At 62.4% G+C, this 15405-nt stretch carries 12 protein-coding genes; 8 read left to right on the top strand and 4 right to left on the bottom strand.

Going from position 1 to position 15405, the window contains the following annotated elements; genetic code table 11:
• Positions 1–323: 323 nt before the first annotated feature.
• A complete protein-coding gene (locus HQ843_RS18175; RefSeq protein WP_256432918.1) occupies positions 324–1802 on the top strand; it encodes an NAD(P)H-hydrate dehydratase in 1479 nt (492 codons plus the stop codon).
• Between the two features lie 150 nt (positions 1803–1952).
• Here HQ843_RS18175 and HQ843_RS18170 read toward each other — a convergent pair whose 3' ends face one another.
• Together HQ843_RS18170 and uvrA are read right to left on the bottom strand one after the other, a co-directional pair.
• On the bottom strand, positions 1953–2753 hold the full coding sequence (locus tag HQ843_RS18170; RefSeq protein WP_180901832.1) for a DUF72 domain-containing protein: 801 nt from the start codon (positions 2751–2753) through the stop codon (positions 1953–1955).
• A gap of 9 nt (positions 2754–2762) precedes the next feature.
• Positions 2763–5684: an excinuclease ABC subunit UvrA gene (gene uvrA / locus HQ843_RS18165; RefSeq protein WP_180901833.1), complete on the bottom strand. Its 2922-nt coding sequence runs from the start codon at positions 5682–5684 to the stop codon at positions 2763–2765.
• A 256-nt stretch (positions 5685–5940) separates the two neighbouring features.
• On the opposite strand from uvrA, the gene HQ843_RS18160 reads away from it, so the two are divergent.
• Complete coding sequence (locus tag HQ843_RS18160) at positions 5941–6450, top strand: single-stranded DNA-binding protein (RefSeq protein WP_180901834.1); 510 nt, start codon at positions 5941–5943, stop codon at positions 6448–6450.
• Between the two features lie 146 nt (positions 6451–6596).
• Here HQ843_RS18160 and HQ843_RS18155 read toward each other — a convergent pair whose 3' ends face one another.
• A complete protein-coding gene (locus HQ843_RS18155) occupies positions 6597–7226 on the bottom strand; it encodes a MarC family protein (protein WP_180901835.1) in 630 nt (209 codons plus the stop codon).
• A 328-nt stretch (positions 7227–7554) separates the two neighbouring features.
• Between HQ843_RS18155 and gyrA the strand changes: the two genes are divergently transcribed.
• From gyrA to tgt, 6 genes are all read left to right on the top strand, one after another.
• The gene (gene gyrA, locus HQ843_RS18150) at positions 7555–10371 is read left to right on the top strand and encodes a DNA gyrase subunit A (protein ID WP_180901836.1); all 2817 of its coding nucleotides are present in this window, start codon (positions 7555–7557) and stop codon (positions 10369–10371) included.
• A 142-nt stretch (positions 10372–10513) separates the two neighbouring features.
• On the top strand, positions 10514–11008 hold the full coding sequence (gene coaD / locus HQ843_RS18145) for a pantetheine-phosphate adenylyltransferase (protein ID WP_180901837.1): 495 nt from the start codon (positions 10514–10516) through the stop codon (positions 11006–11008).
• Positions 11009–11041: 33 nt separating this feature from the next.
• Positions 11042–11614 carry a peptidylprolyl isomerase gene (locus HQ843_RS18140; protein WP_180901838.1) on the top strand — a complete coding sequence of 191 codons (573 nt, stop codon included), beginning with the start codon at positions 11042–11044 and terminating at the stop codon, positions 11612–11614.
• Positions 11615–11671: 57 nt separating this feature from the next.
• A complete protein-coding gene (locus HQ843_RS18135; RefSeq protein WP_180901839.1) occupies positions 11672–12181 on the top strand; it encodes a peptidylprolyl isomerase in 510 nt (169 codons plus the stop codon).
• A 355-nt stretch (positions 12182–12536) separates the two neighbouring features.
• Positions 12537–13607 (top strand): tRNA preQ1(34) S-adenosylmethionine ribosyltransferase-isomerase QueA, encoded by a 1071-nt coding sequence (gene queA / locus HQ843_RS18130; protein WP_180901840.1) that lies wholly within the window; start codon positions 12537–12539, stop codon positions 13605–13607.
• Positions 13604–14737 (top strand): tRNA guanosine(34) transglycosylase Tgt, encoded by a 1134-nt coding sequence (gene tgt, locus HQ843_RS18125; RefSeq protein ID WP_180901841.1) that lies wholly within the window; start codon positions 13604–13606, stop codon positions 14735–14737. The genes queA and tgt overlap by 4 nt, the downstream gene beginning before the upstream one ends.
• Here tgt and HQ843_RS18120 read toward each other — a convergent pair.
• On the bottom strand, positions 14730–15386 hold the full coding sequence (locus HQ843_RS18120) for a P-loop NTPase family protein (RefSeq protein ID WP_246710146.1): 657 nt from the start codon (positions 15384–15386) through the stop codon (positions 14730–14732). The genes tgt and HQ843_RS18120 overlap by 8 nt on opposite strands.
• Positions 15387–15405 lie beyond the last annotated feature (19 nt).

The raw sequence follows: 15405 nt of genomic DNA, 5'->3' as shown, positions 1-15405 counted from the left end.
CGTTGAAGCAGGCGTCAGCCCGCTCTGAACTTCTAATGCACATTGCATGCCAAGTTCGATTATTCTTTCTGCAAATCCACCGAAATGAAATTGCGGCGTGGCGACTGCCGCAGCATTCCGCTTGTGGCACCGAAATCAGGTTCGCCAAAAGGCGCCTTCAGGTCAATAGCGCGGCATTTCAAGGGCCGTGCCGAGCCTGCCGCATGAAATTTGAGCAGCAACCTGTGTTCAATTAATAGGCAAATGCGTATCAACTAGCCAGCACAAAGTCGCCTCTTGCATCATCGCCTGGTTTCCCGCTCTATTCCCAGCGAGATGAAGGAGTGCCGATCTTGCTGCTGACACCTGAGGAAATGGGGCGCGCCGATGCGCTTGCCGCGGCGAGCGGTATCGACAGCTACGCATTGATGGTCAGCGCGGGGCGGGCGGTTGCCGCTTGCCTGCTGCGGCATTACCCGGCGGCGCGGCGGGCGGTGGTGCTGTGCGGGCCGGGCAATAATGGCGGCGATGGCTATGTCGCGGCCAGGGCGCTCACGGAGACAGGCATGCCGGTGGCGCTGTTTCACCTCGGCGACCCCGCGCGGCTTTCCGGCGATGCCCGGCGGGCGCGACAGGATTGCGGCATGGAAAGCCATGCCCTCGATTTCTATCGACCCGAACGGGGCGATATCATCGTTGACGCGCTTTTCGGCGCGGGCCTCGCGCGGCCGCTGTCGCCCGACATTCAGGCATTGATCGCGCGGACGGATGACATCCCGGTCGTCGCCGTCGACCTGCCGTCGGGCATCAGCGGCCTGACCGGCCAGGTGCTGGGCGCAGCCTTCCGGGCCGCCCACACCGTGACGTTCATGGCGGCCAAGCCCGGCCATTACCTGCTGCCGGGCCGGGACAATTGCGGCCGGCTGGAGATCTTCGATATCGGCATCCCGCGCCGCATTCTGGATGAGGCGTGTGGCGCCCATCAGCTCAACACGCCGGTACTATGGAGCGACAAACTGCCGCGAACGGATACGGGCTCGCATAAATTCAAGCGCGGCCATCTCGGCGTGTTTTCCGGCGGCGCCTCGGCTTCCGGCGCGGCCCGGCTTGCCGCGATTGCGGGTTTGAAGGCGGGCGCCGGTCTGGTCACGATCGCGGCGCCGCCGGAGGCCGTGCTGGTCAACGCGACGCATCTGACGGCGATCATGCTGAAGCGCATCGATGATGTTGCGGCGCTGACGGACTGGATCGCGGACAGACGGCTGTCGGCCTTCGTGCTCGGACCGGGTTTTGGCGTCGGGACGAAAGCGCGGGAATTCGCGGAGGCGCTCATCGGACGCCCGCTGGTGCTCGACGCCGACGGCCTGACTGCATTCGCCGAGGAGCCCCAGGCATTGTTCGCGCGACTGGCCGCCGCGCCGGGACACTGCGTCCTGACCCCGCATGCCGGCGAGTTCGCGCGGCTTTTTCCCGACCTTGCGGAGGATCGTGCCCTGGGCAAGCCCGAAAAGGCGTTGCGCGCGGCACGGCGCGCCAGTGCGGTGGTGCTCTACAAGGGCGCCGATACCGTGATCGCGTCTCCGGACGGCAGGATCGCGGTCAACGCCAACGCCCCGCCATGGCTTGCCACCGCCGGTTCGGGCGATGTGCTGGCCGGTATCATCGGCGGACTGCTGGCGCAGGGCGTGCCCGCCTTCGAGGCCGCCGCGGCCGGAGCCTGGCTTCACGGCGAAGCCGGGAACCGGGCAGGCGAGGGGCTGACGGCCGAGGATTTGCCCGCGCATCTGCCATCCATTGCCGACATGGCTGGCGGCGAAGTCTGACGTTCAGGCGCTGCCGACGAGCCCGTGGCAGGACGCGACGGCCAGTGCTAGAGCATCGGGCGATTGGTCGGCATCGCCCGATGCTCCAGATTCTTTATTTTGACGCGTCGGGTTAACGAAAAACCGGCGCCCACTTTTGCGCCCGACGCTCTAACGGTCGACCATGGTTTGCAGCTTCTGCGCTCCGGCCGGCGCGCGGACCTTGCCGCCGGTGATGAAGAAGGCATAGACGTCGCGCGGCATCGACTTCGGCGTGTCGCCAGCAATATGCGGCAGGTCGCCGGGCGCGCCGCCCTCGGACCAGAACTTCAGCTTTTCGGCCCACTCCTTCAGCGCCGCATCGGGATAGCAATGCGGATTGTCGTCTTCGCCCCTTTGCAGGCGGGCATACACGAAATCGCCGGTGACATCGGCGATCATCGGATATTCGGGATGATCGGCGCAGACGATCGTCGCGCCGTATTTGCGGGCGAGCGCGACGAAATCCGGATCGAGAAAGGACGGATGGCGGACCTCGATCGCGTGTTTCAGGCCAAGGCCGTCCCGCTTTTCGGGCAGAAGCTTCAGAAAATCCTCGAAGTCATCCGCTTCGAATTTCTTGGTCGGCATGAACTGCCACAGGATCGGCCCGAGCCTGTCGCCGAGTTCGGTGATGCCCTGGCCGAGAAACTTGTCGATCGAGCCCTCGGCCTCGGCGAGCTTCTTGCGGTTGGTGCAGAACCGGCTGGCCTTCAGCGAAAAGATGAAACCCTCCGGCACGCTCGCCGCCCATTTGGCGAAGGTCGCGGGCTTCTGTGACGAATAATAGGTGCCGTTGACCTCGATCACCTTCAGCTTCTCGCCGGCATATTCAAGCTGCCGGGTTTTCGGCAGTTTTTCAGGGTAGAAGCTGTCGTTCCACGGATCGAAGGTCCAGCCGCCGATGCCGATGCGAATTGCGCCTGCCGCCATGTTTCTCTCCTATTCCGCCGCTTCCGTCTTCTTCGGCGGTCGCCGTTCCAGAAGCTCCCGAAGATAATGCCCGGTGTAGGACGCCGTCTCCCTGACGATATCTTCCGGGGTCCCCACGGCAACGATCCGGCCGCCGCCATCGCCGCCCTCCGGACCGATGTCGATCACCCAGTCGGCGGTCTTGATGACTTCCAGGTTGTGCTCGATCACCACCACCGAATTGCCCTGCTCGACAAGTTGATGCAGCACTTCGAGCAATTTGGCGACGTCGTGAAAGTGCAGACCGGTGGTCGGCTCGTCGAGGATGTAGAGCGTCTTGCCGGTGGAGCGGCGCGACAGTTCCTTGGCGAGCTTCACCCGCTGGGCCTCGCCGCCCGAGAGCGTGTTGGCCTGCTGGCCGACCTTGATATAGCCGAGACCGACATCGGCCAGCGTCTGCAATTTGTCGCGCACCGAAGGCACGGCGGAGAAGAATTCGACGCCTTCCTCCACCGTCAGCTCCAGAATGTCGGCGATCGACTTGCCCTTGAACTTCACCTCCAGCGTTTCGCGATTGTAGCGCTGACCATGGCAGACGTCGCAGGTGACGTAGACATCGGGCAGGAAGTGCATCTCGATCTTGATCAGCCCGTCGCCGTGGCAGGCCTCGCAGCGCCCGCCCTTGACGTTGAACGAGAACCGGCCCGGCTGATAACCGCGGGCCTTGGCCTCGGGAAGGGCCGAGAACCATTCCCGGATCGGGGTGAAAGCGCCGATATAGGTCGCCGGATTGGAGCGCGGCGTGCGCCCGATCGGCGACTGATCGATATCGATGACCTTGTCGACGAATTCCAGTCCCTCGATCCGATCATGGGGGGCCGGATTTTCGCGCGCGCCCATGATCCGCCGCGCGGCCGCCTTGTAAAGCGTCTCGATCAGGAAAGTGGACTTGCCGCCGCCGGAAACGCCGGAGACGGCCGTGAACAGGCCGAGCGGGATCGAGGCGGTGATATCCTTGAGATTATTGCCGCGCGCGCCGACGACCTTGAGCGCCTTGCCCTTCTTCTGCTGCCGGCGTTCGGCGGGGACGGCGACGGCGCGGGCGCCGCTCAGATACTGGCCGGTCAGCGATTTCGGGTTGGCCATGATCGCCGCCGGCGTGCCTTCGGCCACCACCTCGCCGCCGTGAATGCCGGCGGCAGGGCCGATATCGAGCACGTAATCGGCCGTCAGGATCGCGTCCTCGTCATGCTCGACAACGATCACGGTATTGCCGATATCACGCAGGTGCTTCAGCGTGTCGAGCAGCCTTGTATTGTCGCGCTGATGCAGCCCGATCGAGGGTTCATCGAGCACGTAAAGCACCCCGGTCAGGCCCGAGCCGATCTGCGAGGCCAGCCGGATGCGCTGGCTCTCGCCGCCGGAAAGCGTGCCGGAATTGCGCGACAGCGTCAGATATTCCAGCCCGACATCGTTCAGGAACCGCAGCCGCTCGCGGATTTCCTTGAGGATGCGCGCCGCGATATCGTTCTGCTTTTGCGAAAAATGCTTCGGCAGGTCCTCGAACCAGTCGCGCGCCGCCCGGATCGAAAGCTGGGTGACCTCGCCGATATGGCGGCCATCGATCTTGACGGCCAGCGCTTCGGGCTTCAGCCGGAAACCGTTGCAGGCCGGGCAGGGGGCCGCCGACATGTAGCGCTCCATCTCCTCGCGCGCCCAGGCGGAATCGGTCTCCTTCCAGCGCCGTTCGAGGTTCGGAATGATGCCTTCGAAGCTCTTGGTGGTCTTGTAGCTGCGCGCGCCGTCGGCATACTGGAACTCGATCTTCTCGTCGGTTCCGTTGAGGATCGCGCTCGTGGCCTGTTCCGGCAGCCTGTCCCAGCGATCCGTCAGCTTGAAGCCGAAATGCCGGCCCAGCGCCTCCAGCGTCTGCTTGTAATAGGGCGAGGAGGATTTCGCCCAGGGCGCGACCGCGCCATCGGAGAGCTTCTTGGTGCGGTCGGGAACGACCAGCCCCTCATCGATCTTCTGCTGAAAGCCGAGCCCGTCGCAGGTCGGGCAGGCGCCGACCGGGTTGTTGAAGGAAAACAGGCGCGGCTCGATTTCCGGAATGGTGAAGCCCGAAACAGGACACGCAAATTTCTCCGAAAAAACAACGCGTTCGTGGGTTTCATTGAGAGATTTATTCTTGGCGCCGCTGGCAGCCGTTTCCTGCTCGGGCAGGGGCTTGTCGGCAAATTCGGCGACCGCCAGTCCGTCGGCGATCTCCAGGCAGGTCTCCAGGCTGTCGGCAAGCCGGGTCGCCAGATCGTCGCGTACGGCGACACGATCGACCACCACATCGATATCGTGCTTGTATTTCTTGTCGAGCTTGGGCGCCTCGGCGATTTCATAGAATTCGCCGTCGATCTTGACGCGCTGAAACCCCTTCTTCATCAGCTCCGCCAGTTCCTTGCGAAACTCGCCCTTGCGGCCGGTGACCAGCGGCGCGAGAATATAAAGCCGCGTGCGTTCCGGCAGCGCCAGAATCCGGTCGACCATCTGGGTCACGGTCTGGCTTTCGATCGGAAGACCGGTCGCGGGCGAATAGGGAACGCCGGTGCGGGCGAACAGAAGACGCATATAGTCGTAGATCTCGGTCACCGTGCCGACGGTGGAACGCGGGTTCTTCGACGTGGTCTTCTGCTCGATCGAGATCGCCGGGGAAAGGCCCTCGATCCGGTCGACATCCGGCTTTTCCATCATCTCGAGGAACTGGCGCGCATAGGCCGACAGGCTTTCGACATAGCGGCGCTGCCCCTCCGCATAGATCGTGTCGAACGCCAGCGAGGATTTTCCGGAGCCCGAAAGCCCGGTCATCACGATCAGGCTGTTGCGCGGCAGATCCACGTCAATGCCTTTCAGGTTATGCTGGCGCGCGCCGCGGATGGAGATGTTCTTCAGTTCGCTCATGGGATCAGGCTTCTCGAGAAGGGGGGAATTGCTTCCTATGTAGTTCGCACAGCGGCTCTGTCGAGGTGCGGGCAAAACAGACGGCTGAAAATGTCCTTGGTTGAATCGCTTGACTCGATCATAGCAGAGCGGTAGAACAAATAAAGAACATTTTTAATTGTGGATTGTCCCGTATCGGTTGATCGCTTTGCGAGAGATCGTCTATGCTGCCGAAAATTCTCAAAAGCGCCGCAACGCGGTTATACAGGTGGTAGTCATGGCAGGTAGTGTAAACAAGGTCATCCTCGTCGGCAATCTCGGAGCGGACCCGGAAATCCGGCGTACACAGGATGGCAGACCGATCGCAAACCTGCGGGTGGCCACATCGGAAAGCTGGCGCGACCGCAATTCCGGCGAGCGCAAGGAGCGCACGGAATGGCATCGCGTGGTGATCTTCAGCGAGGGATTGTGCAAGATTGCGGAGCAATATCTGCGCAAGGGCTCCAAGGTCTATATCGAAGGCCAGATCCAGACCCGCAAATGGACCGATCAGGGTGGCCAGGAACGGTATTCGACCGAGATCGTGCTGCAGGGTTTCAACGCCACGCTGACGATGCTCGACGGCCGCGGTGAAGGCGGCGGCGGCCAGGGCGCCGGCAGCCAGGGCGGTGGAGACCAGGGCGGCGGCTATGACGACTATGATTCGCGGCCGGCATCCGGTGGCGGCGGTGGCGCCCGCAGCGGCGGCGGCTTCTCGCAGGACCTCGACGACGACATTCCGTTCTGATTGACCGGGGCGCCGTCCCTTCCATCCTCTGTGGAATTATGAAGACTGGCGGCTTGGGGAATAGCGGCCGACCTCGGGCGTGCTTCAGGTTCGCTTGACGAATGATGAAGGCGGCGCGGGTGGTCGGCGTCAGTAAATGGCGGGGCTCAAGCAGGCAATGCCGTTTTCACGCCGTCGATCACGAACTGCACCGCCAGCGCGGTCAGCATCATGCCGAGAATGCGGGTGAGGATGTTCCGGCCGGTCTCGCCGAGAACCTTGTCGATCAACCCCGCCATCAGCATCGCGACGAACACGACCAGGCAGGCGATGGCAATCATCAGCACCAGCGCCAGCTTGTCGAGCGCGGTTTCCATGCTGGAGCCAAGCAGGATCGTGGCCGAGATCGTTCCGGGACCGGCGATCAGCGGCATCGCCAGCGGAAAGGCGGCGAGATTGGCGATCTTGTCCTTGGTGATCGCGGTTTCGGTGGTCTTTTCCTTGCGTTCCTGACGTTTTTCAAAGATCATTTCGACGCCGATCCAGAACAGCAGGATGCCGCCGGCAATGCGAAACGCGCTCATCGAAATGCCGAGTGCGTTCAATATGTCGTCGCCGAAAAGCGCGAAGGCGAGCAGCAGGCCGAACGTAATCAGCGTTCCGCGCACGGCGACGCTGCGCCGCTGAGCCTGGGTCATGCCCACCGTCAGCGCCAGGAAGATCGGCACCATGCCGGGCGGGTCCATGGTCACCATCAAGGTGGTGAAGCCGTTTATCAGCGTCGCCAGTTCATTCATTACCCGTTCCCGCCTGTTTTCCGTCTCCAGAGCATCGGGCGATGAGTTGGCATCGCCCGATGCTCTAGGTCCTTGATTTTGACGCGTCGGGTTAACGAAAAACCGGTAACCACTTTTTCGCCCGACGCTCAAAAGGGCATGGCGCCGCATTAAACCGGAAGCGGCATCCGCAGCGCTCTTGCCAGCTTGCCACAGGATCACCACCTGACACGAATAAAAATTCTGAATTCGGCCTCTGTCCACTGTCAGGATGGTTGCGCAATTGGCGTCAGCCATTGGATTCGGCTATAAAAAACCAGATGATTCTAGCTTGAGATCGTGATTCACATTGACTGATCAAACGACACCATCGGGCGGAGGTCTTCCGCCAGGCATCGAGCCCATCTCCATCATGGAGGAAATGCAGCGGTCCTATCTCGATTACGCCATGAGCGTGATCGTCAGCCGGGCGCTGCCGGATGTGCGTGACGGCCTGAAGCCGGTGCACAGGCGTATTCTTTACGGCATGTCCGAGATGGGCGTCGACTGGAACAAGAAATACGTCAAATGCGCGCGCGTCACCGGCGATGTCATGGGTAAGTACCATCCCCACGGCAATTCCGCGATCTATGATGCGCTGGCGCGTATGGTGCAGCACTGGTCGCTGCGCCTGCCGCTGATCGACGGGCAGGGCAATTTCGGCTCCGTCGACGGCGACCCGCCGGCGGCCGAGCGTTATACCGAATGCCGCCTGCAGAAGGTGGCGCATACGCTGCTCGACGATCTCGACAAGGACACCGTCGATTTCCGCGAGAACTATGACGGCACGATGTCGGAACCGGTGGTGCTGCCGGCCAAATTCCCGAACCTGCTTGTCAATGGCGCCGGCGGCATCGCTGTCGGCATGGCGACAAATATTCCGACCCACAATCTTGGCGAGGTGATCGACGGCTGTATCGCGATCATGGACAATCCGGCGATCGAACTGCCGGAGTTGATGCAGATCATCCCCGGTCCGGACTTTCCGACCGGCGCCCAGATACTCGGTCGCGCCGGCATCAAGTCCGCCTATGAGACCGGGCGCGGCTCGGTCATCATGCGCGGCAGGGCCACGATCGAACCGATGCGCGGCGATCGCGAGCAGATCATCATCACCGAAATTCCCTATCAGGTGAACAAGGCGACGATGATCGAGAAGATGGCCGAACTGGTGCGCGACAAGCGCATCGAGGGCATTTCGGACCTGCGCGACGAAAGCGACCGCGAAGGCTATCGCGTTGTTGTCGAATTGAAGCGCGACGCCAATGCCGATGTCATCCTCAACCAGCTCTATCGTTACACCCCGCTGCAGACCTCGTTCGGCTGCAACATGGTGGCGCTCAACGGCGGCAAGCCGGAGCTGATGACGCTCCTCGATATCCTGAAGGCCTTCGTCGCGTTCCGCGAGAGCGTCGTCAGCCGGCGGACGAAATATCTGCTGCGGAAAGTTCGCGATCGCGCCCATGTGCTGGTTGGTCTGGCGATTGCCGTCGCCAATATCGATGAGATCATCGCGCTGATCCGCCGCGCGCCCGATCCGCAGACGGCCCGCGAGCAGTTGATGGAGCGTCACTGGCCCGCTCAGGATGTCGAGGCGCTTATTCTTCTCATCGAAGATCCGCGTCACAAGATACATGAGGACGGCACCTACCAGCTTTCAGAAGAGCAGGCCCGCGCCATCCTCGAATTGCGGCTGTCGCGCCTGACCGCGCTCGGCCGTGATGAAATCGGCGACGAGCTGAACAAGATCGGCGATGAAATAAAGTCTTACCTCGAAATCCTGTCATCCCGTCTGAGGATCCAGGAAATCATCAAGGAAGAACTGATCGCCGTGCGCGATGAGTTCGGCACGCCGCGCCGCTCCGAAATCCTAGAGGGCGGTCCGGACATGGACGACGAGGACCTGATCGCCCGCGAGGACATGGTCGTGACCGTGTCGCGCAACGGCTACATCAAGCGGGTGCCGCTGACGACCTACCGCGCCCAGCGTCGCGGCGGCAAGGGCCGTTCGGGCATGGCGATCCGCGATGAGGACTTCGTCACCCGGCTGTTCGTGGCCAACACCCATACGCCGGTGCTGTTCTTCTCCTCGCGCGGTATCGTCTACAAGGAAAAGGTCTGGCGTCTGCCGATCGGCACGCCGCAATCGCGCGGCAAGGCGCTGATCAACATGCTGCCGCTGCAGCAGGGCGAGGCGATCACCTCCATTCTGGCGTTGCCGGAGGACGAGGACAGCTGGGCCGAGCTCGACGTGATGTTCGCCACCACGCGCGGAACCGTGCGCCGCAACAAGCTGTCGGACTTCGTGCAGGTCAACCGCAACGGCAAGATCGCGATGAAGCTCGACGACGAGAACGATCGCATCCTGTCGGTCTGGACCTGTACGCCGGATGACGACGTGCTGCTGACGACCGCGATGGGCCAGGCGATTCGGTTCCCGGTTCCCGCGATCCGCGTGTTTGCCGGCCGCAACTCGATCGGGGTGCGCGGCATCGGGCTTGCGGAAGGCGACGAGGTGATCTCGATGACCATCGTCAGCCATGTCGACGCCGAGCCGTGGGAACGCGCCGCCTATCTGAAGCGCGCCGCCCTTGAACGCCGCACCGAGACCGGGGAGGGCGAGGATATCGCGCTCGTCGGCGAGGAGGTGACGGAAGAAGGCGTGCTCAGTGACGATCGCTTCGAGGAGCTGAAATTCCGCGAACAGTTCATCCTGACGGTCACGGAAAAGGGTTTCGGCAAACGCTCGTCATCCTATGACTTCCGCATCTCCGGCCGTGGCGGCAAGGGCATCCGCGCCACAGACACCTCGAAGACGGACGAGATCGGCCGCCTGATCGCAGCCTTCCCGGTTCTCGATGGCGACCAGATCATGCTGGTCACCAATGCCGGCCAGTTGATCCGGGTGCCGGTCTACGACATCCGCATCGCCAGCCGCACCGCCAAGGGCGTCACGGTGTTCAAGACCGGCGCCGAGGAAAAGGTGGTCTCGGTCGAGGTTATCAGCGAGCCGGATGACGATGAGGTTATCGAAGAGGCGGTCGAGGCAGGCGTCGACGTGGAGGCTGGCGTCGAAGGCGCGGCTGAGGCGACGGAAAGCCCGGACGAGGGATCCGACGAGGCTTGATCCGCAGCCGACGGCAACGATGATTGGAGCCGGGCCTTTGGTCCGGCTCCTTCCGTTTGACGGATCGGTTTGGCGCTTGAACCGGCTTGCGGGGCGGCACGTTCCATGACAAAAGGCCGTGACCGGAAACGGGGCGCAGGATATGGCGAAGGCATTTTACACAGGCTCATTCGACCCGATGACCAACGGGCATGTCGACGTGGTGCTGCAGGCGCTGAACGTCGCGGAGAAACTCGTCATCGGCATCGGCGTGAATGCCGGCAAGACGCCGCTGTTCACCTTCGAGGAACGCGCAGGCTTTCTGAAGCGTGGGGTGGCGGAAAACATGCCGGAACGGGCAGGGGATGTCGAGGTGATCGATTTCAGCGGCCTTGCCGTCGATGCGGCGCGGAACGCGGGCGCAAGCCTGATCATCCGCGGGCTCAGGGATGGCACCGACTTCGACTACGAGATGCAGATGGCCGGCATGAATGGTGAGATGGCCCCGGATATCCAGACCGTGTTTCTGCCGGCAAAACCGGCGTCTCGTCCGATATCGGCCACATTGGTGCGGCAGGTCGCGGCCATGGGCGGCGATGTGGCGCGCTTCGTGCCGGATTATGTGGCGGCGGCGCTGAGGGCAAAATTTTCGCGTTAGCCCGGTGAGGAAACCACTTTCAAGGAGAACGACATGCGCAAGAAGATTGCGGGACTGGCAGCGGCAACGCTGATTTCGACATTTGCCGGCATTGCCAATGCTCAGGGCAGCGGCGACACACTGACCTTCAACACCACCGAAGGCCCGTTCACCATCGAGCTTTTCGATGAACTTGCGCCGCAGAACGTGGCGCGCGTGAAGGAGCTGGCTGCGGAAGGCGCCTATAACAACGTGGTGTTCCACCGCGTGATCGACGGCTTCATGGCGCAGACCGGCGACGTGCAGTTTGGCGACACCCAGGACGGTTTGGACCTGAACCGCGCCGGCATGGGCGGTTCCGCAATGCCTGACCTGCCAGCCGAATTTTCCGACACCCCGTTCAAGCGCGGCGTCGTCGGCATGGCGCGGTCGCAGGACCCGAATTCGGCCAATTCGCAGTTCTTCATCATGTTCGAGGATGGTCCGTTTCTGAACGGCCAATATACCGTGATCGGCGAGGTGATCGAAGGCATGGACAATGTCGACAAGATCAAGAAGGGCGATCAGGCCGACAACGGCAAGGTCAGCGATCCGGACCGGATCCTCGACGTTACCGTCGGAAAGTAATTTTTGAACCCGCCCTGCCGGATTGGCAGGGCGGGCAAACCGCCACAGGAGAGAATGATGGCCGAAATCAAGGACCCGGAAAACACCTTCATCATGGAAACGACCAAGGGCAAGGTCGTGATCGAAGCGTTTCCGAATGTCGCCCCCAAGCATGTCGAGCGCGTCCGCGAATTGGTGCGCGAGGGCGCCTATGACGGCGTCGTCTTTCACCGCGTGATCGCCGATTTCATGGCCCAGGGCGGCGATGTCGAGCATGGCAGGAAGACCTCGGACAAGTTCAACCCGGGCCGTGCGGGCACCGGCGCCTCCGACAAGCCCGACCTTCCGGCCGAGTTCTCCGCCACCCGCCATGTGCGCGGCACCTGCTCGATGGCGCGTTCGCAGAACCCGAACTCCGCCAACTCGCAGTTCTTCATCTGCTTCACCGACGCCCCCTGGCTCGACAAGCAGTATTCGGTCTGGGGCCAGGTGATCGAAGGCATGGACGCCGTCGACAAGTTCGAAAAGGGCGAGCCCGTCCGCAATCCCGACCATATCATCTCGATGAAGGTCGCTGCGGACGTTTGAGGCGAGGAAGGCTTCTCCTCAACCAATCTCCCCTCAACGGGCAGGGCAATCGCATATGGCTTCGCCGCACCGCCCGCAAACCTTCTCGCCCCGGAGGGGAGAGATGTCGCGACAGCGACAGTGAGGGGCGAGACCATCCCCGCGAACGCCCTCACGGGACTGACATGCTGCTTCACCCTCACTCCCCCTTCGGGGGCATCTCTCCCGCAAGCGGGAGAGAGTATTGGGAGCAAGCCGCAAGGCCATATGCAATTGCCCTGCCCTCAAGGGGGATTGGTTGGGGAAAAACTGCAAAGCAACAGACCCGCCCGGCCAAGGCCGGCGGGTTTTCAAATTTGAAAAATGTCATGATACAATGCGCGTAGACCTCTTCGACTTTGACCTGCCGGATGAAAACATCGCCTTGCGGCCCGCAAACCCGCGCGACAGCGCGCGGCTGCTGGTGGTGCGGCCGGGCGAGGGGCTTGCGGATCATGTCGTCTCCGATCTGCCGTCCTTCCTGCGTCCCGGCGATGCGCTGGTGTTCAACGACACGAAAGTCATCCCGGCGCAATTCGAAGGCGTTCGTCTCCGTGAAGGCGGTGAGGAGGTGCCGGTTTCGGCGACGCTGCATCTCAGGAAGGCCGATAATGTCTGGCACGCCTTTGCCCGGCCGGGAAAACGCATCAAGCCCGGCGATGTGCTGCGGTTCGTCTCCGCCGAAGGTGCAACGACGCTTTCGGCGACCGTCACGGAAAAGCGGGATGCGGGCGAGGTCGCGCTTACCTTCGATGCACGCGGGGCAGCGCTTGACGAGGCGATGATGCGCGTCGGCCATGTCCCGCTGCCGCCCTATATCGCTTCCAAGCGGGCCGAGGACGGCAAGGATCGCGACGATTACCAGACCATCTATGCCCGGGAGAGCGGCGCGGTCGCGGCCCCGACGGCGGGGCTGCATTTCACCCCGCGCCTGATGAAGGCGCTGGAAGCCGCTGGCATCGAACGGCATTTCGTCACGCTCCATGTCGGCGCCGGCACTTTTCTGCCTGTGAAGGCCGACGATACCGACGACCATGTGATGCATTTCGAGCGCGGCATCGTCTCGCCCGAAACCGCCGCGGCGCTGAACGCGGTCAAGGCGCGGGGCGGGCGGATCGTTTCCGTCGGCACCACGTCGCTGCGGCTTCTGGAAAGCGCTGCCGGTGAAAACGGGCAGATCGCGCCGTGGGAGGGCGAGACCGGCATCTTCATAACGCCCGGCTATCGTTTTCGCGTCGTCGATATGCTGATGACCAATTTCCACCTGCCGAAATCGACGCTGTTCATGCTGGTCTCGGCCTTTTCCGGGCTTGAGACGATGCGCGCGGCCTATGCCCATGCGATCGAAACCGGCTACCGGTTTTATTCCTACGGCGATTCCAGCCTGCTGTTCAGGAAAGACATATGAGCGAAGACTTCCGGTTCACCCTGAAGGCCACCGACGGCAATGCCCGGCTTGGCGCGATCACCATGCCGCGCGGCGAAATCCGCACGCCTGCCTTCATGCCGGTCGGAACCGCCGGCACGGTGAAGGCGATGTATCTTGACCAGGTGCGCGATCTCGGCGCCGACATCATCCTCGGCAACACCTATCACCTGATGCTGCGGCCGGGCGCGGAACGCGTGGCAAGGCTTGGCGGGCTGCATTCGCTGATCCGCTGGCCGCACCCGATCCTGACCGATTCCGGCGGGTTTCAGGTGATGTCGCTAGCCGCCCTCCGGGAAATCGACGAAAACAAGGGCGTGACCTTCAAGTCGCATATCGACGGCAGCGTCCATCACATGAGCCCGGAACGCTCGATCGAGATCCAGGGGCTTCTGGGCTCCGATATCCAGATGCAGCTCGATGAATGCGTGCGGCTTCCGGCCGACCGCGCGGCAATCGAGAGCTCGACCGAGATGTCGCTGCGCTGGGCCGAGCGCTGCCGCGTCGCCTTCGGCGATCAGCCCGGTAAGGCGATGTTCGGCATCGTGCAGGGCGGCGATATTGCGGATCTGCGCATCCGCTCCGCCCGCGGCCTTGCCGACCTCGGCCTCAAGGGCTACGCCGTCGGCGGCCTCGCCGTCGGCGAGCCGCAGGCCGTGATGCTGGAAATTCTGGAGATCACGCTGCCGGAACTGCCGAGCGAAAAGCCGCGCTATCTGATGGGCGTTGGCACGCCGGACGATATCCTGAAATCGGTCGCGCGCGGCATCGACATGTTCGATTGCGTGATGCCGACAAGGGCAGGGCGCCACGGCCTCGCCTTCACAAGGCGCGGCAAGGTCAATCTGCGCAATGCCCGCCATGCCGAAGACCTGCGCCCGCTGGACGAGGAAAGCGACTGCCCGGCCGCACGGGATTATTCCCGGGCCTATCTGCATCATCTGGTGCGCGCCAATGAATCGCTCGCCGGCATGCTCTTGACCTGGAACAATCTGCATTATTATCAACAGCTTATGAAGGGTATCCGCGCGGCCATTACGGAAGGACGCTTTGCCGATTTCATGGCCGAGACACAGGAAGACTGGGCGCGGGGCGATCTGCCGGCTATTTGAACGGCGGCAGGTCCCATCGCCGGTAAAGCTCGTTCAGCGCCTTTGCCGTATGGCATTCGACAATCGGCAAATCGGAATGGTGAAGGATCTCAGAGTATTTGGTCGCGCTGTTGCGGGTCCTGAACAGAATCCATTCAATCATTTCCCATTTGATACTGTCTTGCGCTCCTTCCAGATGCCCGGCGCGACCCGAGCGATTGAGCGATGTCCGCGCGAGATAGCGCCAAAGCCGCAGCCAGCGACTGGACGTGATGAGTACCGCGCCCGTCGCGCGGGCGAGGCGTTGTGGCATCAGCCGGCTGTAATTGCCTTCCATCACCCAGCGCTCGCCCAGAATGGCGGCATCGTGCATCCTGGCGAATTCCGCTTCGGGGCGAACCTGCCAATCGGTGTTCGGCAAATGCTGGAACTGGTCCAGATGGATGGCCGGGATATTCAGCTTTGTGGACAATGCGACGGCCAAAGTAGACTTGCCCGCATTGGACGGGCCCAGGACGACAATACGCTTACCCAGAGATTCCAGACTCTGCATGAGAAACACCGCCGACGTTTTCGTAGCTTGGCTGATCGCCGCCGGCTCCTCGCCATAGTCGTCGCCGGCAAACGCGTTATTCGCGGAGGGAGCACATTCAGGAAGCGAATTTCCCATTCACATCAAGGTCACATAA

Source organism: Martelella sp. NC20 (genome assembly GCF_013459645.1).
Classification (GTDB): Bacteria; Pseudomonadota; Alphaproteobacteria; order Rhizobiales; family Rhizobiaceae; genus Martelella.
This window is presented reverse-complemented; position numbering and strand designations above follow the sequence as displayed.

Bases quoted from the DNA above. Each gene is read 5' to 3' on its own strand.
- HQ843_RS18170 (WP_180901832.1), bottom strand. From the start codon at position 2,753: ATGGCGGCAGGCGCAATTCGCATCGGCATCGGCGGCTGGACCTTCGAT.
- uvrA (WP_180901833.1), bottom strand. From the start codon at position 5,684: ATGAGCGAACTGAAGAACATCTCCATCCGCGGCGCGCGCCAGCATAAC.
- HQ843_RS18160 (WP_180901834.1), top strand. From the start codon at position 5,941: ATGGCAGGTAGTGTAAACAAGGTCATCCTCGTCGGCAATCTCGGAGCG.
- HQ843_RS18155 (WP_180901835.1), bottom strand. From the start codon at position 7,226: ATGAATGAACTGGCGACGCTGATAAACGGCTTCACCACCTTGATGGTG.
- coaD (WP_180901837.1), top strand. From the start codon at position 10,514: ATGGCGAAGGCATTTTACACAGGCTCATTCGACCCGATGACCAACGGG.
- HQ843_RS18140 (WP_180901838.1), top strand. From the start codon at position 11,042: ATGCGCAAGAAGATTGCGGGACTGGCAGCGGCAACGCTGATTTCGACA.
- HQ843_RS18135 (WP_180901839.1), top strand. From the start codon at position 11,672: ATGGCCGAAATCAAGGACCCGGAAAACACCTTCATCATGGAAACGACC.
- queA (WP_180901840.1), top strand. From the start codon at position 12,537: ATGCGCGTAGACCTCTTCGACTTTGACCTGCCGGATGAAAACATCGCC.
- tgt (WP_180901841.1), top strand. From the start codon at position 13,604: ATGAGCGAAGACTTCCGGTTCACCCTGAAGGCCACCGACGGCAATGCC.
- HQ843_RS18120 (WP_246710146.1), bottom strand. From the start codon at position 15,386: ATGGGAAATTCGCTTCCTGAATGTGCTCCCTCCGCGAATAACGCGTTT.